Annotated in this window: 25 protein-coding genes; 23 read left to right on the top strand and 2 right to left on the bottom strand. The window is 31.5% G+C overall.

The annotated features are described in order from the left end of the window. Positions 1-11 precede the first annotated feature (11 nt). The 5 genes from minE to BN4220_RS15310 all read left to right on the top strand — a co-directional run bounded on the left by minE (position 12) and on the right by BN4220_RS15310 (position 3,598). Positions 12-284 carry a cell division topological specificity factor MinE gene (gene minE, locus BN4220_RS15290; RefSeq protein ID WP_066718289.1) on the top strand — a complete coding sequence of 91 codons (273 nt, stop codon included), beginning with the start codon at positions 12-14 and terminating at the stop codon, positions 282-284. A 14-nt stretch (positions 285-298) separates the two neighbouring features. Further along, positions 299-1,444 (top strand): FtsW/RodA/SpoVE family cell cycle protein, encoded by a 1,146-nt coding sequence (locus tag BN4220_RS15295; protein ID WP_066718292.1) that lies wholly within the window; start codon positions 299-301, stop codon positions 1,442-1,444. Next, positions 1,444-1,839: a methylglyoxal synthase gene (mgsA, locus tag BN4220_RS15300; protein ID WP_066718294.1), complete on the top strand. Its 396-nt coding sequence runs from the start codon at positions 1,444-1,446 to the stop codon at positions 1,837-1,839. Before BN4220_RS15295 ends, mgsA begins: the two co-directional genes overlap by 1 nt. 102 nt (positions 1,840-1,941) lie before the next feature. Next, positions 1,942-2,904, top strand: coding sequence for a D-alanyl-D-alanine carboxypeptidase family protein (locus BN4220_RS15305; protein WP_066718298.1), 963 nt, complete (start codon positions 1,942-1,944; stop codon positions 2,902-2,904). A gap of 274 nt (positions 2,905-3,178) precedes the next feature. Beyond that, positions 3,179-3,598, top strand: coding sequence for a twitching motility protein PilT (locus BN4220_RS15310; RefSeq protein WP_066718301.1), 420 nt, complete (start codon positions 3,179-3,181; stop codon positions 3,596-3,598). Positions 3,599-3,919: 321 nt separating this feature from the next. On the opposite strand, the gene BN4220_RS15315 is transcribed toward BN4220_RS15310, so the two are convergent. Then, complete coding sequence (locus BN4220_RS15315; protein WP_066718304.1) at positions 3,920-4,120, bottom strand: DUF378 domain-containing protein; 201 nt, start codon at positions 4,118-4,120, stop codon at positions 3,920-3,922. Between the two features lie 199 nt (positions 4,121-4,319). On the opposite strand from BN4220_RS15315, the gene BN4220_RS15320 reads away from it, so the two are divergent. The 10 genes from BN4220_RS15320 to BN4220_RS15365 all read left to right on the top strand — a co-directional run bounded on the left by BN4220_RS15320 (position 4,320) and on the right by BN4220_RS15365 (position 13,772). Further along, complete coding sequence (locus tag BN4220_RS15320) at positions 4,320-5,708, top strand: HlyD family efflux transporter periplasmic adaptor subunit (RefSeq protein ID WP_066718307.1); 1,389 nt, start codon at positions 4,320-4,322, stop codon at positions 5,706-5,708. 85 nt (positions 5,709-5,793) lie between these two features. After that, a complete protein-coding gene (locus BN4220_RS15325) occupies positions 5,794-6,486 on the top strand; it encodes a YggS family pyridoxal phosphate-dependent enzyme (protein WP_066718310.1) in 693 nt (230 codons plus the stop codon). A gap of 41 nt (positions 6,487-6,527) precedes the next feature. Beyond that, positions 6,528-7,148 (top strand): cell division protein SepF, encoded by a 621-nt coding sequence (locus BN4220_RS15330; RefSeq protein ID WP_066718312.1) that lies wholly within the window; start codon positions 6,528-6,530, stop codon positions 7,146-7,148. 333 nt (positions 7,149-7,481) lie between these two features. Beyond that, entirely contained in the window at positions 7,482-8,276 is a 795-nt protein-coding gene (locus BN4220_RS15335) for a YlmH family RNA-binding protein (RefSeq protein ID WP_066718315.1), read from the top strand. 11 nt (positions 8,277-8,287) lie between these two features. Beyond that, on the top strand, positions 8,288-9,013 hold the full coding sequence (locus tag BN4220_RS15340; RefSeq protein ID WP_066718318.1) for a DivIVA domain-containing protein: 726 nt from the start codon (positions 8,288-8,290) through the stop codon (positions 9,011-9,013). Between the two features lie 43 nt (positions 9,014-9,056). Next, positions 9,057-10,160 (top strand): 3-dehydroquinate synthase, encoded by a 1,104-nt coding sequence (gene aroB, locus BN4220_RS15345; RefSeq protein WP_066718322.1) that lies wholly within the window; start codon positions 9,057-9,059, stop codon positions 10,158-10,160. 26 nt (positions 10,161-10,186) lie between these two features. Next, complete coding sequence (gene lspA / locus BN4220_RS15350; protein ID WP_066718327.1) at positions 10,187-10,705, top strand: signal peptidase II; 519 nt, start codon at positions 10,187-10,189, stop codon at positions 10,703-10,705. Then, a complete protein-coding gene (locus tag BN4220_RS15355; protein ID WP_066718330.1) occupies positions 10,705-11,628 on the top strand; it encodes an RluA family pseudouridine synthase in 924 nt (307 codons plus the stop codon). Before lspA ends, BN4220_RS15355 begins: the two co-directional genes overlap by 1 nt. A 3-nt stretch (positions 11,629-11,631) precedes the next feature. After that, a complete protein-coding gene (locus BN4220_RS15360; RefSeq protein ID WP_066718332.1) occupies positions 11,632-12,939 on the top strand; it encodes an ATP-binding protein in 1,308 nt (435 codons plus the stop codon). 470 nt (positions 12,940-13,409) lie between these two features. Next, positions 13,410-13,772 carry a BlaI/MecI/CopY family transcriptional regulator gene (locus BN4220_RS15365; RefSeq protein WP_242867802.1) on the top strand — a complete coding sequence of 121 codons (363 nt, stop codon included), beginning with the start codon at positions 13,410-13,412 and terminating at the stop codon, positions 13,770-13,772. A 174-nt stretch (positions 13,773-13,946) separates the two neighbouring features. Here the strand turns inward: BN4220_RS15365 and BN4220_RS15370 are convergent, their stop codons facing one another. After that, the gene (locus BN4220_RS15370) at positions 13,947-14,951 is read right to left on the bottom strand and encodes a LacI family DNA-binding transcriptional regulator (RefSeq protein WP_066718335.1); all 1,005 of its coding nucleotides are present in this window, start codon (positions 14,949-14,951) and stop codon (positions 13,947-13,949) included. A 347-nt stretch (positions 14,952-15,298) separates the two neighbouring features. On the opposite strand from BN4220_RS15370, the gene BN4220_RS15375 reads away from it, so the two are divergent. The 8 genes from BN4220_RS15375 (at position 15,299) to BN4220_RS15410 (ending at position 25,793) form a co-directional block, all read left to right on the top strand. Beyond that, on the top strand, positions 15,299-16,657 hold the full coding sequence (locus BN4220_RS15375; RefSeq protein WP_066718337.1) for an extracellular solute-binding protein: 1,359 nt from the start codon (positions 15,299-15,301) through the stop codon (positions 16,655-16,657). Between the two features lie 203 nt (positions 16,658-16,860). Beyond that, positions 16,861-18,258, top strand: a complete 1,398-nt coding sequence (locus BN4220_RS15380) for a carbohydrate ABC transporter permease (protein WP_066718339.1) — start codon at positions 16,861-16,863, stop codon at positions 18,256-18,258. Continuing rightward, complete coding sequence (locus tag BN4220_RS15385) at positions 18,258-19,115, top strand: sugar ABC transporter permease (RefSeq protein ID WP_347477143.1); 858 nt, start codon at positions 18,258-18,260, stop codon at positions 19,113-19,115. Before BN4220_RS15380 ends, BN4220_RS15385 begins: the two co-directional genes overlap by 1 nt. A 65-nt stretch (positions 19,116-19,180) precedes the next feature. Next, positions 19,181-20,812 (top strand): alpha-amylase family glycosyl hydrolase, encoded by a 1,632-nt coding sequence (locus BN4220_RS15390; protein WP_066718352.1) that lies wholly within the window; start codon positions 19,181-19,183, stop codon positions 20,810-20,812. Between the two features lie 142 nt (positions 20,813-20,954). Further along, positions 20,955-22,712: a glycoside hydrolase family 13 protein gene (locus tag BN4220_RS15395; RefSeq protein WP_066718354.1), complete on the top strand. Its 1,758-nt coding sequence runs from the start codon at positions 20,955-20,957 to the stop codon at positions 22,710-22,712. Positions 22,713-22,998: 286 nt separating this feature from the next. Then, a complete protein-coding gene (gene malQ / locus BN4220_RS15400; protein ID WP_066718357.1) occupies positions 22,999-24,441 on the top strand; it encodes a 4-alpha-glucanotransferase in 1,443 nt (480 codons plus the stop codon). A 437-nt stretch (positions 24,442-24,878) separates the two neighbouring features. Further along, positions 24,879-25,316 (top strand): hypothetical protein, encoded by a 438-nt coding sequence (locus BN4220_RS15405; protein WP_066718361.1) that lies wholly within the window; start codon positions 24,879-24,881, stop codon positions 25,314-25,316. A gap of 21 nt (positions 25,317-25,337) precedes the next feature. Then, on the top strand, positions 25,338-25,793 hold the full coding sequence (locus BN4220_RS15410; protein ID WP_066718363.1) for a hypothetical protein: 456 nt from the start codon (positions 25,338-25,340) through the stop codon (positions 25,791-25,793). Positions 25,794-25,820: the final 27 nt, after the last annotated feature.

A 25,820-nucleotide genomic window follows, 5' to 3' on the forward strand; every position in this document is an offset into this window, starting at 1 on the left:
GTATTAGACTTATGGCTTTAATAGATTTCTTTAAAAAGAAAACTTCTGGTACAGTAGCAAAGGATCGTCTAAAGCTTGTACTGGTTTCGGATCGGGCAGGATGTTCACCTGAAATCATGGAACAGATTAAGAATGATATTATACTAGTGCTTTCAAAATATATTGAAATCGATCAAGAAGGACTAGATATCAAGATTACTCAAACCGAATCCGAAAGTAACAATGGGATTGTTCCTGCATTGTTTGCAAATATACCAATAAAGGACATGAAACAAAAAAAGTAAGGATGATGTAGTATATGTTCAATTTTAAGGACTACGATTTTAAGCATTATAATATTTCGCTATTAATGATAATTGTATTGCTTGGTGGAATTGGAATGGTCTTAATTCAAAAACTTCAGGATGCAGATGAAATGCAATTTGAGAAGCAGATTGTCGGATTAGCAGTTGGAATTGTTTTTGCAGTAATAATTTCATTGTTTGACTATCATTTTCTTTGTAAATTTTTTATACCACTTTATATTATTAACTTTATCTTGTTATTTTTAACTAAATTTACAAGTATTGGTAAGAGTCATTTCCAAGCAAAGCGTTGGATTAAATTAGACTTTATTGGAAGTGGTTTAGAGATTCAAACCTCTGAGTTTACAAAAATAATCATGATTCTCTTTATGGCGAAATTTTTTGAACTTTTTCGAAGACAAATTAACAATGTATGGGTAATTCTTGCATCAATTGTATTGATGGGAATGCCAATCTTTTTAATACTTATACAACCTAACTTATCCTATAGTATTGTTTTATCTGCAACCTTTGCGGCTATTATCTTTGCTGCTGGATTAAGTTACAAAATAATATTGTCGTTTATTGCTGTCGTAGTTCCTGTATTTGGCGTACTATTTTGGTATATTCAACAGCCATTTCAAAAAATATTAACTGAGTATCAGCAACTTCGTGTATTAGCGATGTTACACCCAGAGGAATATCCAGATCTTGTATATCAACAAACGAATGCTGCGACAGCGATTCGTGCAGGTGGTATGGTTGGAAAGTTTATAAAAGATGAGAGTGCTGATCTTAAAGCCGCTAAGGTACCTGTTGTTGAAAGTGATTTTATCTTTTCTGCAATCGCTGAAGCCTTTGGGTTTATTGGTTGTTTGGTTGTATTTTTATTGTTTATTGTTTTAATATTTAAATGCTTACAGATTGCAAAGCGCGCAAATGACTATTTAGGGATGTTAATTGCAACTGGTATTGCATCACTTATTATGTTCCAGGTATTTGTTAATATTGGTGTTGTTACATCTATATTACCAAACACAGGCGTTCCACTGCCTTTCGTTAGTTCTGGACTTAGTTCCTTATTAGGTAGTATGCTTATGTTGGGCGTTTTACTCAATGTTAGTCTGCAAGGAAAGAGAAAAGAAAAGGAGGTATCGTAATGAATATCGGTATGATTGCTCATGATGGAAAAAAGAAATTAATGCAAAATTTTTGTATTGCATATCGTGGAATTCTATCCAAACATCAATTATATGCGACTGGTACTACAGGTCGTTTAATTGAAGAGGTAACGAATTTAACGATTCATAAATATTTAGCAGGTCATTTGGGTGGAGAACAACAGATGGGAGCTCAAATTGAGCATAATGAAATAGACTTGGTGATCTTTCTTAGAGACCCATTTTCACATTCTCATGAACCTGATGTTAATAATGTTGTACATTTATGTGATACTCACAATATACCATTAGCAACAAATTTAGCAACAGCTGAACTTTTGATTAAAGCACTTGAGCGTGGTGACTTAGACTGGCGAGAATTATATAAATCATAGTTCAGAGTAGTATATATTTTAAGTAAGAATTTTTATGCCTTATTATTAAGGCTATTAATTCTTATATTTATGTACTAAGGTTATCGTAGATAGGAGTACGCTTTGAAAAAGATTTTAATTTGCACAAGTATTTTATTTGTATTGATGACAGGATGTTCCAAGCAATCAGATGTAAGAATGAGATATTCTTCGGATAATTCTAGTACACAATATGAAATCGGTAATTTTGTTGAACCAGCGTCTGCTGATTATATAACTAAGGATTTAAGCGTTGTATATGAAGAAAACAATCACATGCAGGATAATAGTATCACGGCATTGTCAGCGCTTATGTTTAATGAAACTACAAATGAAGTTTTATATGCAAATAATGTATATGAAAAGATATATCCTGCAAGCACAACTAAGGTGTTAACAGCGTTGCTTGCTTTAAAATACGGTAATTTATCGGATCAAGTAACGATTAGTGCTGACAATGGCGGTATAACCTCTTATGGTGCAAAACTATGTAATTTCCAAAAAGGCGATGTAGTATCGCTAGAAACATTGATTAATTGTTTGCTTGTTTATTCTGGGAATGATGCAGGTGTTGCAATTGCTGAACACATTGCTGGCTCAGAAGAAGCGTTTGTAAATATGATGAATGAAGAAGCTGCAAAATTAGGTGCAGTAAATACCCACTTCGTTAATTCACATGGTTTACATAATGCAAATCATTATACAACAGCATATGATATGTACCTTATATTTAAGGAATGCTTAAAGTATGATGAATTTACTTCAATTATTAAGCAACCAAGTTATACAGCTCATTACAAGGATAAGGATGGTAATGAAAAGACTGCGACCTTTGAAACTACCAATATGTTTTTATTAGGTACAATGGATGCCCCAGATGGCATTACAGTATTTGGAGGCAAGACAGGTAGCACATCGTTTGCTGGTGATTGTCTACTATTATATAGTGAGGATAAAGAAGGCAATGGCTTAATCGCGGAAGTATTTAAAGCATCTTCAAAAAATGATTTATATACTCAGATGGCTCACTTACTTTCTTTAGATTAATGAAATTTAGTACTCTTAGATAATGTAAAAGGAAAATTCGAAAGAATATTCCACCATTTATCTAGGAGTTTTTGTTTTTTTATCCTTCATTTATTGAAAGTTAAAGAACTTTTATATCCTGTAATAAATTATTGATTTAATGGTCGATAATTGTCAGTAAAATATGTCATTTTAGCTATAAATATCATAAAATAATGGTTGTTATTTCTAAAGATTTGTACTATAATATCCTTAAACCAAATATTGTTTTACTAAATATAAGGAGGATAATACAATGATACAGATAATTGCAGGTGAAAAAGGTAAGGGAAAGACCAAAATCTTAATCGATAAAGTAAATGTCGATGTCAAAGAATCAAAAGGATCTATTGTTTATCTCGATAAGAATACAAAGCATATGTATGAGTTAAATAATAAGATTCGTCTCATTAATGTTCGTGATTATTGTGTAGAAGATCCAAATGAGTTTTCAGGTTTTATCTGTGGTCTGATTTCAGGAGATCATGATTTACAAAAAATTTATTTAGATAGTTTCCTTAAACTGGCGTGTGCGAGTAAACAAGATATTGAACGATTGTTGCAAAAAATTGAACTTATTGCTACGAAATTTGAAGTTGATTTTGTTATAAGTATTTCCGTTGATAAAGAAGATCTACCTGAATTTGCAAAAAAATATGTTGTTGTATCCTTATAATCCAATAATATTTAAGATATATATTCTGTAAAACATGTGTTATAAAATTCATAATTAGGAAGTGAGATATTAAAGAAGTAAAAATAATAAGTAATGTTTAAATTGGATTATTTAATTTGATAATAGATTTATCAAGTACTATAATCCAAAATCCTTTGTAATATATTATTAGATACTATTTTAGGTATGTATAGTTTTAGTAATTAAATTTTTTAGTAATTAAGTTAAATTTAAAAGGTGCTTTTACAAATAACTCTTTGTAAAAGCACCTTATTACATTTTATAGCTTAATATTTTATATTACATTTCGTAGCTTAATAGTTACATTTCATTTCTAATTCTACCAAAATAGCTTAATGCATATAAACCTGAAATTCCAACTAATGCATAAACAATTCTTGATAAAAGAGTCATGTTACCAAAGATTAATTTTACTAAGTCGAAACTGAAAAAACCAATTAAGCCCCAGTTGATTGCACCTATTATAACTAAAATTAAAGCTAGATAATCTATTACTTTCATTTTGCATACCTCCTATAACATTCATTATATATGGTTAGTGTCACCTTTTTTTGATTTTTTATGCAAATATCTCATTTAGTACTTTAAAAAATACAAAATTAACTGTATAATATGAAAGGGTATTTGATGGTTAGACAAGTTCATAGGAATGATAGAAATGTTCTGACAATCAACAATTAATAAGGAAGGTGGTTATTTTTTGCCTAGAAAGTCCAATGTAGTTAAAATTAAGAAGAGGAAAAACGTTAATATCGGCGTTATAATTTTTCTTATAATCGCTGTATATTTAGTCGTTAATATATATTTATTTATAACTAAAAATCAGATTTCAATTTTTGAAGTAAAAGAGGAGAGTCTCGCGAAGGATACTATTGTTACAGGTGTAATAATTCGGGATGAGAAGATCATAAAAACTCCGAAAGCTGGTTATGTTAATTATTATCAAAGAGAAGGTTCAAGAGTTGCTAAGAATGCAACAATTTATTCTATTGATGAAAGTAAGAAGATTTATGAAAAATTATCAGATCAGGGAGAAGCTGCGAAAATATCAACAAAAGATGTGAATTCGATAAAAAAGGAGATCTCCAGATTTAAAAAAGCATTCTCGGAAGAATCTTTTTCAGAAGTCTATTCTTTTAAAGATGAAATTAAAAGTAAAATTCAAGAAGCGGTAGATATGACTTTACTTGATAATATGCAGGATATTATTAATTCAACTGGTATTACATCATCCTTTGAAGTGAATAAAACAAGTCAATCAGGTATAATTTCCTATCGAGTAGATTCATTAAGTAATCTAACGGTTGACAAGGTAACAGCCGATACATTTAATATGGAGAATTACACGAAAACGAATTTACGTACTGTAGATATTGCTGAAGCCAATGCTCCAGTATATAAACTTATTACAGATGATTCGTGGTCCATTGTGGCTCCAATTAGCTCCGAAATTTATAATGATCTAAAGGAAAGGGAAAAAATTAAATTTACAGTATTAGAAGATGACTTTACTATTACTGCGCCAATGAGCTTAACAGAGAATGGTTCGGAATATTACATACAAATCGACCTTGATGAATATATGGTACGTTATATCAATGAACGTTTTCTTGAAATAGATTTAAATATTTCATCGGAAAGCGGTTATAAAATACCATTAAGTGCAATTACACAAAAACAATTCTACACAATTCCTAAATCATATTTAACCAACGGTGGTGATTCTAATGAACTTGGAATTATTGTAGAATCTTATGATACTTCAAATGGTAATGTTAATTACGTATTTACCCCAACAACCGTTTATTACGAAGATGAGGAAAGTGCTTATATTGGTAAGGATGCTGTTACAGAAGGAACATACATTTATAATCCTACGACGAAAGAACGTTCCATTATTAATACCATTGGAACTTTAGAAGGAGTATTTAATGTAAACAAAGGGTATGCAGTATTTCGAAGAATTGAAAGAATTACTGAAAATGATGCATATTGTATTATAGAAAAGGGAACAAAAAGTGGAGTATCCTTATATGATCATATTGCATTAGATGCAAGTTCTGTTATTGAAAATGCTATTATTTATTAAAAAATAAAATCTATAAATTAAGTATAGGTTGAATGAAATTTTCGGCCTATACTTAAAGCTGTGTATACGCAGCATGGAGGTAATAATGATACAAGGTAATATAGTAGAAGTTGAGAGAAAAATTATGGCGGCTTGTAATAGGGCAGGTAGAAATAGGGATGAAATAACTCTAATTGCAGTCAGTAAAACAAAACCTATTTCTATGATTAAAGAAGCTATAGAATCTGGCTTAACAAATTTTGGCGAAAATAAAGTACAGGAGCTTTGTGAGAAAACGGAGCAGATAAAAGGTGATTTACATTGGCATATGATTGGACATCTTCAGCGTAACAAAGTAAAGTACATTATTGAAAAAAATCTTTTGATTCATTCGGTGGATTCCATAAAACTAGCAGAACAAATCAATACCGAAGCAAGTAAGAGGAATTTAACGCAAGATATATTAGTTGAGGTTAATATAGCATCCGAAGAGTCGAAATATGGCTTTAAACCAGAGGAAGTAGAAGCTGCTATTTATGAAATGTCTAAATTTTCTTCATTAAGTATAAAAGGTTTAATGTGTGTTGCACCATTTACAGAAAATGCAGAAGAAAATCGCATTTATTTTAAAAAAATGAGACAATTACTTGTTGACATCAAAGAGAAAAACATTGATAATGTAACTATGGATATGCTCTCTATGGGAATGTCTGGCGATTATGAAGTCGCTATTGAGGAGGGGGCTACTTTAGTTCGAATTGGAACTGGGATTTTTGGTGAGCGCAATTACAATGTGTAGATTTTATACAATTCAGAATATAGTGGATAGGAGATTGTGCTATGGCAAATTTATTTAAGAATATTTTAGATTCTTTAAAGTTAACAGAAGATGAAGATAATGAAGACTATGATGATTATGTCAGTGAATTAGAAGAAAGAGAACGTAAGCGTGCAGAGAGACAAGAACAAAAGCAAGCGCTTAAACAAGAAAAGAAAACGTTCGCTTCACGAAGTGTAGAAAGAGAAGACAGACCAACTACTTCTACAGTAAATCAAATTCCTTTAAATAGTACTTCAGTTCTTAATGATGCAAGAAAAGAACGTGTACAAAGAGTGGAGAAAAGTACAACTGTAAGTAAAGTAGTACCACTTCGTAGTCCTCAAAAAGGACTTGAAGTATGCATTATGAAGCCTACTTCCTTTGAAGATTCACAAGATATTTGTGATATGTTATTATCCGGAAGAGCTGCGGTAATAAATCTAGAAGGGTTTGACGTTGAGGTCGCACAACGTGTGATGGATTTTGTTTCAGGTGCTGTTTATGCAATGAATGGAAAATTACATCAGATATCTAGTTATATATTTATTATATCACCAGACACTGTGGATATTTCAGGTGATTATCTTGATCTCATCCGTCAGAATGGTTTTGAAGTACCAACCTTGAATAAGGATTTTTAAAAGTGAAATCTTTAGTAATACATTCATTATCTATTTTCTTTTATGTTTTGGAAATAATGTTATTTGTTCAGATTTTTATAAACATTCTTCCATTCCCTAGTATTAGAAAAATAGTTGAGACTTTTGTGGAACCTTTGTTGCGACCTATAAGATTTTTACTTAGACATTCGGTGTTTCAATCTGGTGGTACAGATTCATCACCAATTATTGCTTTTATAGTACTTAGTTATATTGGACAGTTATTGACGTCGATTTAAGGACAAACTAAGATTAGGTTATAATGTATGATTCTGATCATATAATTAAAAGACGTCAATTTAAGGATGGTTTAAGATGGATCAAAGAAAAGAAGAGCAATTTTTACGCAAGCGTTTAATCGATCTTGCGAGAAGTGCTTATCATAGAGAACAATGTGTTTATACTGATTTCTTAAATATTAATGAAATCAGTATATTTCATAGTATGGGACAAGAACTACCTGACATGCCATATTCCTTATGGGGTGGGTATGCTGGTGCAGAAAGAGTTATGGTTTGTTATCATGGAAATCTGACGGGTAAGAGAACAGACATTAGTGGAAGTGAATTTCATGATACCAATAATTATCCAATAGATTGTGTATGGATTGGCCCAAGTAATCCAAAGTATGCTGGAGATTTAAATCACAGAGATTATCTAGGTGCAATTCTAAACCTTGGAATAGAACGTTCAACGATTGGTGATATCTTGATTCATGGGAAAGATGCCTATGTTTATTGTGATAACACCATCTCTTCCTATATCGTAAATTCGCTTGAAAAAGTAAAACATACAAAAGTAAAATTATCAATTAAGGCTCAAGAAGAGTTAATGATACAACCAGAATTTTTGCAAATCAACGGATCCGTTATGTCGATTCGTTTAGATTCCGTAATTTCTGTCGCTTTCCAAACATCCAGAAGTAGCATTACCGATTATATTAATGGAGAACGAGTATTCGTAAATGGTAAATTAACAACCTCAAATAGTTATGTTCTAAAAGAAGGAGATATAATTTCTGTTCGAGGGTTGGGAAAATTTATTTATGAGTCCCAAGGGAGATTAACGAAAAAGGGACGTATTAGTATTACGTTGCAAAAATACATTTAGGAGGAGAACTTATGCTTACACCAATTGAAATACAAAGTAAAACCTTTAAATCCGGTGGTCTTGGATATGATAAAAAAGACGTGGATGGATTTATGAAGGAAGTATTAAAAGGATACGAAACATTATATCGTGAGAATATGGAGTTTTCTGATAAGATAGCGGTATTAAATGAGGGTATTCAATATTACAAAACCATTGAAAAAACTTTGCAAAAAGCTTTAGTTTTAGCTGAAAAAACTGCAGAAGAAACACGTATGTCTGCTTTAAAAGAAGCGAAAGCGATTGAAAAAGAAGCACAAACTAAGGCACAATTAATTGTAGCCGATGCTAAAAATGAGTTAGAGAATATTCATAATCAGACAATTCAAATTTTGCAACAATACGAAAAGTATAAGGCACAATTTAAAAATCTTGCAGCTGCTCAAATTGAGGTTTTAGAAAGCGATAGTTTTGATATAAACATTGCTAGAGTAGATACTTTTGCTACCGATATGAATACGCATGTTAAGCATAAAAAAGCTTATAATATAGATTTAAAAAAGGTTGCTAGAGAACAAGGCCTTGTTAATTCTAATACAATGAAAGACCATGAAGATGAGCATTTTGAGCACGTAGAGAATGATCCATCTTTGAATGAGTTTCATGAAGAAGCAAGTATAACACTTGAAGATACAAATTCAAAAGATTTGGTTGATAATGACGGATTTGATTTTATCAATGTTGAAGACGAAATGTAATAATGTGATGCATTGATATGTGATCTTAAATGGGGGACAGATTATGAACAATTTCGAAGAAAAAATCACTGTTTTATATGAGGATAAACCTTGTTATGATATTTTATATCGCAATGATTTTAACGATTTGCAGAATATATTAGAAGAGTTAAAATGCCAAGATAGAAAAGTTTGTATTGTAACGGATTCAAATGTTGGCAAAGAATATGCAGAGCGTGTTAAGAATGAGATATGTAAATATGTAAAAGAGGTTTTCGTATTTACTTTTCCATTTGGGGAAGTGAATAAAAATTTAGATACTGTTCATAATTTGTATGAATTTTTAATTCAGAAAGCCTTTGATCGTAACGATATACTACTAGCCTTAGGTGGTGGTGTTGTTGGTGATTTAACAGGTTTTGCGGCATCTACATATCTAAGAGGAATTCGTTTTATACAGATACCTACCACTTTATTATCCATGGTGGATTCTAGTATTGGTGGTAAAACCGGCGTTGATTTCCATTCTTATAAGAATATGGTAGGCGCATTTTATATGCCAAAATGTGTGTATATGAATCTTGATACCTTACATACACTAAATGAAACTGAATATTTCTCTGGTATGGGAGAAATTATAAAACATGGGCTAATCAAAGATGCAAACTATTATAAATGGCTAAAAGATAACGTAGAGGGAATTGAAAATAAAGAGTATGACATACTACGTTCCATGATTAAAAGAAGTTGTGAAATTAAGAAAGAGGTTGTAGAAAAAGATCCCAAAGAACAGGGGGGACGCGCTTTACTCAACTTTGGTCATACAATTGGACATGCAGTGGAAAAGTTAATGGGACTTAGCCTATTACATGGTGAATGCGTAGGAATTGGTATGGTTGCTGCAGCTTATATTTCCATGAAACGTAGTTTAATTACCAAAGAAGAGTTTTTGGATATTATCGATACTATAAAATCATTTCATTTACCAGTTAGTATTCCTTATTTAGACCCTGAGGAAGTTCTTGATGTTGTAACAAGGGATAAGAAAATGGATGCTGGTAAAATTAAATTTATTTTATTACGTAAGATTGGGGAAGCTTATATTGATACAACAGTTTCAAAACAAGAAATGATAGATGCTGTTAATTATCTTATGTCAAACCAATAAAGCGTAACTAGAAAGGTACTATATTAATGAAAAGATGGATACAACATTTATTAGCTATTATTGCCTTAGTTGGATTTGATCAAATCGCAAAACTGTGGGCAAGAACACAGTTTGCAGGTGGAGATTCACTCGTTATTATCCCAAAGGTCTTTCGGTTTATTTACCATGAAAATACTGGTGCTGTGTGGGGAATATTAAGCAATCAAACCGTTTTCCTATCACTTATCACTGTAATAGCACTTTTAATTATGCTTTGGATTTATGTTAAAATGCCAAAAACAAAGCATTATAGACCATTATTATGGGTTCTATTGTTTATTGCATCCGGTGCAATTGGTAATTTTATCGATCGTGTTTTCTTTGGTTATGTCACTGATTTTATTTATTTTGAACTAATTGATTTTCCTGTATTTAATATAGCAGATTGTTATGTAACTGTATCTGTGATTGTATTAGCAATTTTAAGTCTATTTTATTATAAAGAAGAGGATTTTGATTGCTTTAGCATTAAAAAGAAGAGTAATAATGAAAGGCATGAATTATAATGAGTGGACAACAAAAGTTATATGTTGTTGAAGAAGAATTTAACGGATATCGCGTTGATAAGCTTCTATCAGAAATAGAAGATGATATTTCAAGGTCTTATATCCAAAAGTTAATTGGTGATGGACTTATTTTAGTAAATGATAAGGTTGTAAAAGCAAATTATAAAGTTACTACAAATGAGTCAATCTCATATTTAGTCCCAGATCCAGTGGATCTTAAAATTGAGGCAGAAGATATTCCCCTTGATATTGTATACGAAGATAATGATATTATCTTAATCAATAAGCCTAAGGGAATGGTTGTACATCCAGCCGCTGGACATTATTCAGGGACTTTAGTGAGTGGATTACTTTATCATTGTAGAGAAGGTCTTTCAGGTATTAATGGGGTTTTAAGACCTGGAATTGTTCATCGAATTGATATGAATACAACAGGAATAATCATTGTTTGTAAAAATGATAAATCTCATCAAAGTATTGCTGCACAATTAAAGGAACATTCTATAACGAGGCGTTATAATGCAATCGTTTATAACACATTTAAAGATGATTCTGGCCGTATTGAAGGACCGATTGGTAGACATCCAATCGATCGTAAGAAAATGGCTATTAATTATAAAAATGGTAAGCATGCTGTAACGAATTATAAAGTGCTTGAGAATCTTGGTGGAAAATATGCGCATATCGAATGCGCTTTGGAAACAGGTAGAACACATCAAATACGTGTGCATATGGCAAGTATTCATCACCCTTTACTTGGAGATGATGTATATGGTAATCCAAAGGAGAAATTTAAGTTAGAAGGACAATGCCTACATGCAAGAGTACTCGGATTTATACATCCAACGACAAATCAATATATGGAGTTTGAGGCACCTTTACCAGAGTATTTTCAATCACTTTTAGATAAATTGAGGGGATAGGATTTGAAAAGGAATGCGATACAGAAATTGATTACATGGAAAGAAAATGGTGATACAAGGCCAGTCTTACTTACCGGTGTTACTGGTGCTGGTAAGACATACTTAGCACTTGAGTTTGCTAAATCATTTTATGAGGGGCATCTTTATATTAATTTTGAAAATAATGCTACGATTAGAAATTATCTTATCGAGAAATCCCTAAAGAATGACCAGGATTATGATTTTGTAGAATTAGTATGCCAGTATTATCAAATTCCAGAAGAGTTAATTGGTAATATCCTAATTATTTTAGATGAAATTTATGCAAGTAGTGAGGTTACTGCACTATTCATGGAATATTTGAAATTAGAGAAAATAATTCCATTAATTGTGATTTCAAGTACTATGGTTGGTACAAAAGTAGATCATGAAAGTTTTTATCATATTAATTTATATCCAATGGGATTTGATGAATTTTTAGTTGCCCTTGGTCAGGAATGGTATGCTGAAGTAATCAAAGGACATTATCAAACCAATCGCAGAATTCCTCAAATTGTCCATACAGAGCTTCTAACGTTATTCGAAGACTATTTAATGGTAGGTGGTATGCCTGCCGCAGTGAATGAATACATTAATACCGACGAAACTTACAACATATCTGAAATTCACAAAATGATATTTCGTAACATTCATAATACTTGCCAAGAAAGCAATCCAGAGAGTGAAGCCTTTAAAATGAAGCAAGTTTTGGATGTTTTAGTGGATCAGTTATGTAAAGAGAATAAGAAGTTCCAATATCGTTTGATACGAAAAGGGGCTACTTATGCTATGTATAAAGAAGCAATAGACTTATTATCTGGTCAAGGATATCTACTTAAATGCAACAAGTCATCGTTTTTAGCGTTAAATGATGATAATAAATTAGATAGCGAAAAGGCCTCATTAGAAGATTCAACACAGTTCAAACTTTATTCAAATGATGTGGGAATATTAAACTCTTTAATTGATAAGCAGATCATAAAAACAGAGAAGAATGAAGGTTTATTAAGAAAAACAATAATTGAGAACTATATATTACAAGCTTTAACTGCCAATGGCTATACACCATCTTTTTGGGAGTCTAGTTCACAAGCAAAAATTGATTTTATCATAAATACATCAGATGGTCTTGTGCCTCTAGAAACAAAAATTAGTGATAATTCAAGATCGAAGAGTATCAGTGTTTTTAAAACCTTTTTTGAAATCCCATATTCAATTAAAATATCTTCAAGAAATTATGAGTTTTCTAATGGGATAAAATACATTCCTTATTATGCTATTTTTTGTTTGTAATATTGAATTTGTATTTTAGGTTATGAAAAGTTCATTATGTTTATATATGCAAGGAGTATGTTTCAGTAGAAGCATACTCCTTACTTAATTTCAATTGAAGTATACTCCTTGCATCATTCTACAAAAGTAGCATACTGAGATTTCGAATTTGATACTTCAAGAAATTATCAAATAAAACATAGATGTTTTTCTTAGAAATAAAGATATTTTTGATGTCATTGAAATCTTTAAAATAGAGGACTGATAACATTAATTCTACAAAAGTAGAACTACAAAAATGATAACATTTCGAACCATTTATTGTAGATTATTGAAGAATAAAATTGAATCTTATATGGAAAGATTGACAATAAATTTCCAATCATTTAAAATATAATTATATGTACGTGTCTACACTAGTGGTTTAATTTTTCATTGATATCATATATATGTTCTACGATAATAGTACAATATACTTATAGGAGAGAGATATGGGAGATATACGATTGCATGAAGGTGAGCTAAACATAATGGAATTGCTTTGGTCAAATAAGACATTAGCAGCGAAAGATATTGCTAGAATCATTAAAGAGTACATAGGTTGGGAAAAGAATACAACTTATACAGTTATTAAGCGATTAATTGATAAAGGCGCAATTTCTAGAGAAGAACCAGGATTTATGTGTAAGGCAACAATTTCTAAAAGAACAGTACAAAGAACAGAAACAAAAGTCTTACTTGATAAATTGTTTAATGGTTCACTAAATACTTTTTTAGTTGAGTATTTAAATTCTCAGCCATTAAAGCGTACAGAAATCTTAGAGTTAGAGCGTATTATAAGCCATTACAAATAAATTTATATAATTTGATATAAATAGTTCATAAAGATATCATGAAACCTGCCACATAATGAGTAGTGTTATTTACAAATTAAATTCAAATAGGGGATTCTACGGCTAAAGATAAGAATTGGTTTGTAAAGTGTATTCATTCTGTGTCAGGTTTTATATTTTCTTAAATATCATAATCTATTTTATTTCACCGGAAATATTTTTTACTGATTCTCGAATTATTAATTCTGAATGCAATAAGGTAGTACTTACTGGAATTCCGTCAATAATTTTCGATAGGAGAGTAAAGGCTAATTTACCAAGTGTAAAACGTTCTTGGCGTATGGTTGTAAGGGGAGGTATTAAATATTTTGAAATAGGTAAATCATCCAGGCCAGTTACACTAATATCATCTGGAACACGGATACCTAAGCAACGCAATTCATTGATTGTAACGGCTGCGATTAAATCACTTGCACAAATAATAGCAGTTACATTATTTTTAATAAATTTCGGAATACAATCTTTTGCAGTTTCAGGAGTGAAATTAATACAGTAATCAATCATGGAGTCATCTACATGAATACCGTAGAGTTCTAATTCCTTAATGATTTCCTGAGAGCGTACGTTTGAAATATAACTATTGATGGAGCCATTTAATAGAGCAATTCGTCTATGCCCGTTATCATAAAGATGTCGTATAAGTGACTTGATTCCGATTTTATAGTCAGTACCAACATAAGCAACTTGTTTATTTGGAACATAGTTATCAAAAAGTACTGTAGGGATTTGCGTATGTTTTAGTTCATCCATATAGACATCATCCATTTCGAAGCCCAAAAAGAATGCACCACTATAGTTATCATGTCTCATTCGTTGATCATATGACATATTGGATTGCATATGTAAATCCATTGGAAGTATGTCAACCTCGTAATCTTGTTCACTTGCCATAAGACGGAATCCAGTGATTAACTCATATCCGAATTGATTGATATTAGCATATTCCATATTTTCCACAATAATACAAACCTTATGTTTCATTGATTTCTTAGATCCTTTAAAACGATATCCCAATTCTATTGCAGTATCTAACACTTGCTGTCTCATGTCTTCACTTATGTCACTAGCTCCATTAAGACCTTTTGAAACCGTGCTAATTGAAACTCCTAATTTATTTGCAATGTCTTTAATTGTAATCATAAGAATCCCCCTTTACATTATTAGTTGCATTATAGTCTATATAATTATTTTTGTAAAGTTTCGAAAATAATATTATTTTTTTTAGTAACTCTTTGTTTATTATTTATGTAAAATATTAGATGGTTAAAGAAGATTCTTTTAATTATTTCCAGATACAGTATTGATCGATAGCATATCTGCACAAAACAATTATTCTATATTAAATTAATAAACAACAATATTACTAAAATTATTTAAATAAAGTATTGACAAAATCATCCAGTAGAGTTAAAATGCATATATAGGATTTCGAAAATTATCGAAAACTTATATAAATATAAGATTGTATTAAAGGGAGGTAATTTATTATGAAGAAGGCAAAAAAGATTGCAGCGTTAGCTATGGTTTTTGCACTAACCCTAGGCAGTTTTACAGCATGTAGTAGTAAAGATACTACTACGGGAAATGACACAGGTAATACAAAAGAACCTACATCAACAGAAGCAGCAGCGACAGTAGAACCTACTGCAGAACCTACAACAGCAGAACCAACAAAAGTTAGTTTAAAAGTATGGGCTCCTCAAGAAGAGCAAACTTCGTATGAAGGTTATGGTGATAGTTTATTAGCATATATGTGCGGAGAATTCGCAAAACTACATCCTGAATGGGATATAGAATTTACATATGGAGCAATCTCGGAAGCAGATGCTAAAACTGAATTATCAAAGGATGCAGCAGCAGCTGCTGATGTTTTTATGTTTGCATCCGATCAAACAGCATCTTTAGTTGAAAATGGTATATTAGCACCTATCACATTAAATGCAAATGAGATTATTGAAGCAAATGGTGGCGCTGGAGCAGGTTCCATTGCAGCGGCTACTTTTAATAATTTCCTATATGCAGTTCCTTTTACACCGAATTCATGGTTTATGTACTATGACTCAAGCAAGTATACCGAGGAAGAGGTACAAAATCTTGATACAATGATGGCAAAAGATTTAGGAGATGGTGCATACAACTTTTCAATTGATCTTGACAATGGATGGTACAATGCTTCCTTCTTTTTCGCAGGTGGATGCTCATTATTTGGTGCGGATGGACAAAATCCAGAAGAATTTACATTTAACAATGCTGAGGGCGTAAAAGTTGGTAATTATATGGTAGATTTAGCAACGAATAAGAGATTCTTATTAGAAACAGATGATGGTGCAAATGCACTTGACGCTTTTGCAAATGGAAAACTTGGTGCATGGTGCTCTGGTACATGGAATGCAGAAAAAGTAAAAGAAGCATTAGGTGATAATTATGCGGCTACTAAATTACCTACAATTACTCTTGATGGTACTGATAAACAATTAAAATCATTTGCAGATTACAAATACATCGGCGTTAACATGAATACACAGTACATGGAAGCAGCACAAGCATTAGCTACATATCTTGGTGGAGAAGAGTGCCAAAAAGTTCGTTTCCTTGCAAGAAGTATTGCTCCAACTGTAACTTCTTTAACAAACGATCCTGATGTATTAGCAAATCCTGCTGTAGCAGCTTTAAGTTATCAATCTGCATATACACAATTCCAATCAAAAATTTCTCAGATGGATAATTTCTGGACACCAGCAGAAGCATTTGGTGCAGGTTGTTACAATAAAACAATTACAAAGGATAATATGCAAGAACAATTAGATTTATTTGCTAATAATGTTTTAACTAAGCTAGGGGAATAATCATATCGATAAATACTACATATAAATAAACATACTAAAATCAGGTACTTTTTTATACATACAGCACCTAATAGTAGCTTACATGGTATAAAAAGGTGCCTGAATTAGTATAACTTACTATCAGTTAGTTCGTTTGTAGTCAACAGATAAGTTGAATATGAACGAATGTACTTATAGCTAAATTATTACAGGAGGTATGATCAATGACAATAGATAAGAAGAAAGAAAAAAATCAAAAAGTGAATAAAGATAAGAATCCATTTCAAAATATAATTCATATATGGAGAAATGGAGATATCTTTACAAGATTATCATTTTTTATTATGGGGTTATCAAATTTAGTTAGAAAGCAATTCATTACAGGATTTCTTTTTATAACTGCTGAAATAGGATTTCTTTTTTACATGTTAACGCTTGGTGCTACAGCATTATCGCATCTAGATGATTTGGGTGAAGTTCAACAAGGAATGTCCATAGATCCAGAGAGTGGGCTACCAGTAAAACACGCTGGAGACAATTCGATGCTTTTACTACTGGCAGGGGTAATTGCCATTTTTATATGTATAGTATTTATTGTCATATGGTATAGCAATCTAAAAGCGGGCTATGAAGTTCAAAAGTTAAAGCAAGAAGGAAAACATATTCCTTCCTTTTTTCAAACGATTCAGACTTACTTTGATAAAAAAATACATAGAACCTTAATCTTTCTACCATGCATTGGTATTTTAATCTTTAACATATTACCACTTGTTTTTATGATTCTAATAGCGTTTACTAATTTTGATTCAAAGCATCAACCACCTGGAAATTTATTTACATGGGTAGGTATTAAAAACTTTGCCACCATGCTAAATTCAAATAGTATTATCGGTAAAACATTCTGGCCTGTCCTTGGCTGGACCGTTACCTGGGCAATATGCTCCACTTTTTTAAACTACATTTTTGGAATGGTACTTGCTTTAATTATTAATCGTAAAGAAACTCGATTTAAAAAGTTATGGAGAACGATATTTGTTTTATCCATAGCAGTTCCATCCTTTGTCGCACTACTAACTATGAATACAATGTTTCAAGAAAATGGTCCAATTAACACTTTATTAAAATACTGGGGATTGATTGACAAATCATTACCATTCTTTACAAATGCAACTTGGGCTAGAGTATCAACTATTATTATTAACCTATGGGTTGGTATTCCTTATACTATGATAATAACAACAGGTATTCTTCAAAATATACCTGAAGAGTTATATGAGTCTGCTAAAGTTGATGGGGCTAACGCATTTGTTACTTTCTTTAAGATTACTTTACCTTATATGATCTTTGTAACTACGCCTTATTTAATAACTCAGTTTGTTGGAAATATTAACAACTTTAATGTCCTCTTTTTCTTAACAGGTGGTAATCCACTACCTCTTGATTATTATCAAGCCGGTAAAACGGATTTATTAGTTACTTGGTTATACAAATTAACGGTAAATAGTTTTGATTATTCATACGCAGCAGTTATCGGTATTTTCGTATTCGTCTTATGTGCTGGCGTTTCCTTAATTACTTACCGCAATACGAAATCTTATAAAAATGAGGAGGAATTTCAATGATGAAAAAGACACATTCTATGAAACGAAGAAAATTCCTTACGAACACATTAGTACATATATTCCTAAGCGTTTTAGCAATTATATGGATTTTTCCAATCCTTTGGATTATAATGACTTCATTTCGTGTTGAACAGATTCCTTATATGAGTTACTTTTTTCCAAAAGGATTTACACTAGATAATTATATTGCATTATTTACTGATGTCAGACAGTTTTTCTTTCTTCGCTGGTTTTTTAATACATTAATTGTTGCTATTTTCTCGTGCTTGATTTCTACAATGTATGTACTGTTTATTTCGTACTCATTTTCAAGAACTAGATTTAAGGCAAGAAAACCAATGATGAATCTTGGCTTAATTTTAAATATGTTTCCTGGTTTTATGTCAATGATTGCTGTATATTATATCCTTAAAGGTTTTGGTATTACACAATCGTTAGTGGCTTTAATACTTGTGTATTCGGGAAGTGCAGGACTTGGCTATTACATTGCAAAAGGCTTTTTTGATACGATACCTAAAGCAATCGATGAAGCTGCAATGATTGATGGTGCAACGAGATGGCATGTATTCACAAGGATTACAATACCGTTATCAAAACCAATCATTGTATATACGATACTTACATCGTTTATGGCTCCATGGGTAGATTTTATTTTTGCTAAGGTTATCATGGGAGATAATTATAAAAATTATACCGTAGCACTTGGTTTATGGACAATGCTTCAAAAGGAATACATTCAGACATGGTATACACGTTTTGCAGCAGGTGCAGTTTGTGTATCTATACCGATTGCATTATTGTTTATTGTTATGCAGAAATATTATGTTGAGGGTCTATCTGGTTCTGTGAAAGGATAATATTTTGAGGCAGTTTCTTATTTCATATTTGAAAATGAAACTGCCTTTCATTATGGAGGTTTTGAATGAAAAAGAAGCGATGGCTATCTAGAATGTTATGTTGTTTATTTCTTTTACATAGCTTACTTTTAACATCTTGTATGAAGTATGTAATTACATCCAAAACGGAAGAAGAGCTTCATATCATTGATGATAATTATAGAACGTATTATGAAGTTTTTCTTGCTTCTTATTATGATAGTAATGGTGATGGAGTTGGGGATATAAAAGGACTTATCCAAAAGTTAGATTATATTAATGATAATAACGAAGATACAGATACGGATTTAGGCTGTAATGGCATTTGGTTAATGCCAATCATGCCTTCTGATACTTATCATAAATATGATGTAAATGACTATTATTCCATTGACCCGGCGTATGGTACTATGGAGGACTTTAAAGAATTAATAAAGGAATGTGATAAAAAAGGTATTAAATTAATTATTGATTTGGTATTCAATCATACATCTGACACTCATCCGTGGTTTACGAATGCAATTTCTTATATAGAAAGTTTGCCACAAGGTTCGGAACCCTCCAGCGAAGAAAATAAGTATTTTGGATATTATAACTTTGCAAAGGATATGTCTTCAAACCCTAAGTATTACCAAGTTGGAAATACGGATTGGTACTACGAAGGAGTATTTTGGAGTGAGATGCCTGATCTTAATTTAGCAAATGATGAGGTACGAAAAGAAATAGAAGATATCGCCAGGTATTGGCTTGATTTAGGGGTTGGTGGATTCCGCCTCGATGCTGCGAAAGAATATTTTACAGGTGGTACAAAACAGAATATAGAAGTTTTATCATGGTTTACTGATTATGTAAAAGGTACTGATAAAGAGACTTATGTCGTTGCTGAAGTTTGGGATAGCTTTGGCTCCATCGCTACGTACTATGAAAGTGGAGTGGATAGCATATTTAACTATGCATTAGGTGATTCCACTGGTAAAATTGCAACTACAGTAAATTCAGCTGGTAATGGAAAGGCTGGTAGTTCACTTGCAAAAGCAATGGAACAGATTGAAACAACATTTCAAGGGAAAAATCCTAGTTTTATTGATGCATCTTTCTTAAGTAATCATGATAATGATCGTTGTGCCGGATATGTAGGATATCAAGAGGATAAAGTAAAAATGCTTGGTGGAATTAATTTAATGATGAGTGGCAGCAGCTTCATCTATTATGGTGAAGAGATAGGTATGAGTGGTAATGGCATTGATGAGAATAAACGTGCCCCAATGTACTGGTCCCAAACAAATCTAACGGGAATGACGGATGGTCCAGCTAATATGACTACGCAAGTACATAATTTTCCTGCCCTAGATGAACAAATGAAGGATGAAAATTCATTGTTCCACTATTATCAAAAAGCTGTGAGATTACGAAATGAGAATCCTGAAATTGCTAGAGGGAGTGTAACAGCAATTCCTCTTGAAGATAAAGATATTGCAGCTGTTTTAAAGACTTATGAAGAGAGTAGTATTGTTATTCTTTATAACATCAGTAGCGAGACAAAAGAGATTCCACTGGATAATATTGAGTTTGAATATAGTAGAATCAAAGGGTTTTTAACGACCAATGTCACACAGGTTCCAGAATTAAATAATTCTGTTTTAACCATGCCTGCTTATTCAATTGTTATTTTAAAATAATGAAATTCAGTACATATAGTTTTTAATGATTTGTTATTAGCAATTACTATTTTATATAACGAAATTCAATGAATAGGATTTTTATCTATTCACTATATATTTTAAAATAGATTTAAATTTTAGTAGGAAGAAAGGAGTTTTCATGAATTTTGGCGCTGTTTATCATAGAACATCTGATAATTACTGTTATCCATTAAACGAAAACGAGCTAATTATTAATATAAAAACAGGTTATGATGTGAATCAAATCTTTTTATATCATGGGGATCCCTTTTTAGCAGGTATTTTAGGTGGAAATGAAACATGGACTGGAACAAAAGAAGAAATCTATTATAAGAAACGGTTAAAGCATCATATGTGGTGGACAACGACAATAAAACCACCTTTTAAGCGTTTGAAATATTATTTTGAATTACATACCGATACAGAGATCTGGTACTATTTTGAAGATGGTTTTTTAAGCAAGGAACAACTAAATTTATCTGGAAGAAGTATGCAGTGTTTTACCTTTCCTTGGATGAATTCATCGGATATTAATAAGACACCATTTTGGGTAAATCAGACGGTTTGGTATCAAATTTTTCCCGATCGATTTTTTAATGGGAATACACAAAACGATCCAAAGAATGTATCGCAATGGCAACATGGTAAAGTAACGAACAAAGAGTTTTACGGCGGTGATATCGAAGGGATTCGTAAGAAACTTGATTACCTAAAAAATCTTGGCATTACAGGACTTTATTTAACGCCAATTAATCTAGCAGAAACATCACATAAATATGACACCTTAGATTATGAAATGATAGATCCACATTTTGGTGATAGTAATGATTTGCGTCAACTTGTTTTAAAGGCTCATGAGAAGGGCATCCGAATTATGCTAGATGGTGTATTTAATCACTGTGGACCCAAATTTAAACCATGGTTAGATGTTTTGGAACATGGTAATGAATCGAAATATTTTCATTGGTTTATGATTAATGAATGGCCAATCAAACAGTGTAAAGAAGATGTAGATAAAGGAAAATATTATACATTTGCATTTGCAGATTATATGCCAAAGCTGAATACAAATAATGATGAAGTGATTGATTATTTTATAGGGATATGTGAACAATGGGTAATCAATTACGATATCGATGGGATACGTCTTGACGTAGCAAATGAAATTTCACATAAGTTTTGTAAGAAATTAAGAGAACGCCTAAAGAAAATAAAACCAGATTTATATATTCTAGGTGAGATATGGCATGATTCTATGCCTTGGTTACTTGGTGATGAATTCGATGCAGTAATGAATTACCCGTTGACAGGAAGTATTAAAGATTTTTGGGTAGATACATCATTAACGAAAGAAGATTTTGAATACACAATTAACCGGTGCTATACAATGTATATGCAACAAACGAATGATGTACTATTTAATCTTTTGGATTCCCATGATACCATTCGCTTACGATCTGCAGTTTTAAACCTTTCGGAGTTTTATCAACAATTATGTGTTCTATTTACAATGCCTGGTAGCCCTTGTATCTTTTATGGAACAGAAATTGCACTAGAAGGTGGCTATGATCCAGATTGTCGAAGATGCATGCCGTGGGATGAGATTAAATCGGGTATATATGACGACCGAATTAACTTTTTAAAGAAATTAATACATTACAGAAAGCAGGAAGAAGTATTTCGGAGTCGTAACTTTCATTTTCCAAATACAATTCAAAATGAAAGAGTAATTGAGTATATTAAAATCGACTATGATACTCAATTAGAAGTGATTATAAATTGTTCTTCCAGTGATATTATGATTCCAGAAAAGGGTGAGGTTTTACTGGAGAGGTTTTATAGTAATCAAACCTTAAAAGAAAGTGGAATTTTAATAAGAAAATATGAATTAAAATAGAAAGTATAAATTAAATAAGGAAAGTATGATTAAATTAGAAAAGTATGATTAAGTTAAAAAAGTATAATTTAATCAGGAAAGTGTATTTTAAATAGAAAATTAATTTTAGCATGAAAGCATGATTTAAAAAGAAAGTATAATCTTAAAATAAAAGCATGATTTATATAAGAATTTTGATTTAAGTTGTTTAACTACAAGCATAACAGTAGAGGTCTAATATAAAGGTAGGTTTCGATTTTAAATAAGCAAATAAGCAAAATGTAAGTACTTAACAGGAGGACATATTATGAAAAAAGTGGGAGTTCTAATGCCGGTTGCTTCACTTCCTTCCAATCATGGAATAGGTGACTTTGGAAAATATAGTTATGATTTTATAGATTCAATGAAAAAAGCCGGAATGAATATATGGCAGATCCTACCGTTAAACCCATTAGGATATGGAAATTCGCCTTATCAACCCTATTCCTCTTATGCAGGTGATGAGCTTTATATCAACCTCGATCGTTTAGTTGAGGATGGTTTACTTGAAGAGGTGAAGCCTTATAGAAAGAATAAGAAAACAATTGACTATATTCATGTACGGAATTTTAAAAACAAGTATTTAAAAAAAGCGTTCCGTAACTTTAAACCCAATAAAGCATACAAGGCATTTATCCAACAAGAATGGGTATATGAATATGCGGTGTATTTAACACTTAAAAAGCAAAACAATCTCATTTGTTGGAATGAATGGCCAGTGGAGCAGCAAAACTGGATATTGGATCGACAATATGATTTAGCACCTTTTCAAGAGGCAATTTCCTATGAGATGTTTGTTCAATATGAGTTTTATAAACAATGGTTGGACTTAAAAGCATATGCAAATAAAAATGGAATTGAAATCATGGGAGACATACCAATTTATGTTGGTATTGATTCGTTAGATGTTTGGAGCAATCAAAAATGTTTCTTACTTGGAGCCGATAATAAGCCATCCTTTGTAGCAGGAGTTCCACCAGATTATTTTAGTAAAACAGGTCAAAGATGGGGTAATCCGATTTATGATTGGGATTATATTGAGAAGACAAATTTTAAATTTTGGATTGATCGATTATCCTATTGTAATAAAATGTTTGATATTGTTCGTATTGATCATTTTAGAGCGTTTGATACCTATTGGAAGATACCAGCAAGCTGTCCAACGGCTGAAGTTGGAGAATGGGTAGAAGCACCTGGCTATGCGTTATTTGATGAAGTATTTAAGCAAATTAAAGATATTAATATTATAGTTGAGGATCTAGGAGATTTACGTCCAGAAGTTTTACAGTTACGTGATCATTATGATTTTAAAGGAATGCGTATTGTACAATTTAATTTCAATCCAGATGAGGAAGAAAATAGCGTGTATGATCATGTGGAGAATTTGGTGTTATATACAGGAACTCACGACAATCAAACCATGCGAGGATGGTATAAAGATCAACCAGCTAAAATAAAGAAGCGTGTGCGTAAGAATTTAAAGAGATATGAATGCTTGGAAGGTCCAATTTCTTGGAAGTTTGTTGAGTTTACTTATAAGCAAAATTCATATATGTCTATCGTTCCGATGCAAGATATTATTAATCTTGGTGATGAAGGACGTATTAATACGCCAGGAACGCTTGGCTCTCCGAACTGGGAGTGGAAGATGAATGATTTAAAGCCATTTGTGGAGAGAGTGGACGCTTTAAGAAAAATACTTAGAAAATAATGCTTAAAAAGAATACTTAAAAAGAATACTTAAAAATAATTATTAAGTAAATTCATAAAAATAATTCATAAAGGTTTAGGTTAGGAATGTGTAATAGGCTAGATGAGTAGCTATTATGCATTCCTTTTTGATTTAAGGATTTGTAAGAAAGACTATGGGAAGAGATTAATTAGATGTATATTTTTAACATATATTCATGGTAAAATAATGGAAAATAATATATAATAAAAGATGGAGTTCGTTGTATCTTGGCCTTTTCAATTGTAGTTTATTCATTTACTACAGAGGTATGTATGAACCCTTTTATTAATAATACGGATGACATTATGGAGCTATTATAGTCTGGCTGAGAGTGTCTCTTGGGATGATTTCTATGAATTTAGAGTTCATCCAGCAAATATTACTTTTAATTTGAATGTTAAAATGGAGGAGATATTATGTTAATAAGAACATGTACTATGGCGGATTTGAATGAGATTGTTTCTTTAGCATATGAAAAGAATCAATTTCCGGAGACAAATTCAGCTTACTGTGGTAATACCTATGATTCTATTCTTGAAGATTTTAGTTACATACTTAATTCGGACGAGCATAAGATAGTTGGTGCTTATAAATTTAATCAACTTTATGGTTGTTGTGCTTTCTTTATGAACCAGGCACAAAATACCGTTGACTGTGTTGGACCTTTTGTAAATGAAGAGAATTATATTTTAGTATCAAAAACTATGTTATACTTTGCAAAGTCTTTATTTTCTAAAGATACACATTATAACTTCTGTTTTGATAAAAGAAATGCGGATTCTTTAAAGTTAATGGGTGAGATTAATGCAAAGGACAATGGTAACGAATGCTTTTATTCGTTTCGTTATAATTAGTAACTTGAAAAGGAATAGTTTATGACTCGATTTAAAAAGATAATTTCTCTAGTTTTGTTAGTACTGCTTATAATTATATATTTTATTTATAGCAAACCTACAACAATTCGAGATATTTTAGGATTATCGAAAGATTTTATAAGTACCGATAATTATATACATATTACAAAATGGAATCAAAGTAAACCCGCTGTGAACAATATAAATCTATCGGCAGAAGAATTTAAGGAAATAATTGAGCTTTTCGATGGATTTAAGGTTCGTAGGAGTTTTTCAAAATATAATCATTCCTCATCAACTGGGGAGTTCTACTTCATTGATTTTGAATATAGTTTAAATGATGACGGAAATAAGAGTTTTAGAATTACTAGTGATGGTATTATTAAGGTGAATGGTAAGTCGTACGAACTTATTAAAGATGAGGATGCATGGGTGGGAACGATTCAAAAGATATACAATATTACACTTGATTTTTAGTGAAATACTTGGGGGGTAACAATTTTA

The organism is Clostridium sp. Marseille-P299 (assembly GCF_900078195.1).
Lineage (GTDB): Bacteria > Bacillota > Clostridia > Lachnospirales > Lachnospiraceae > Lachnoclostridium.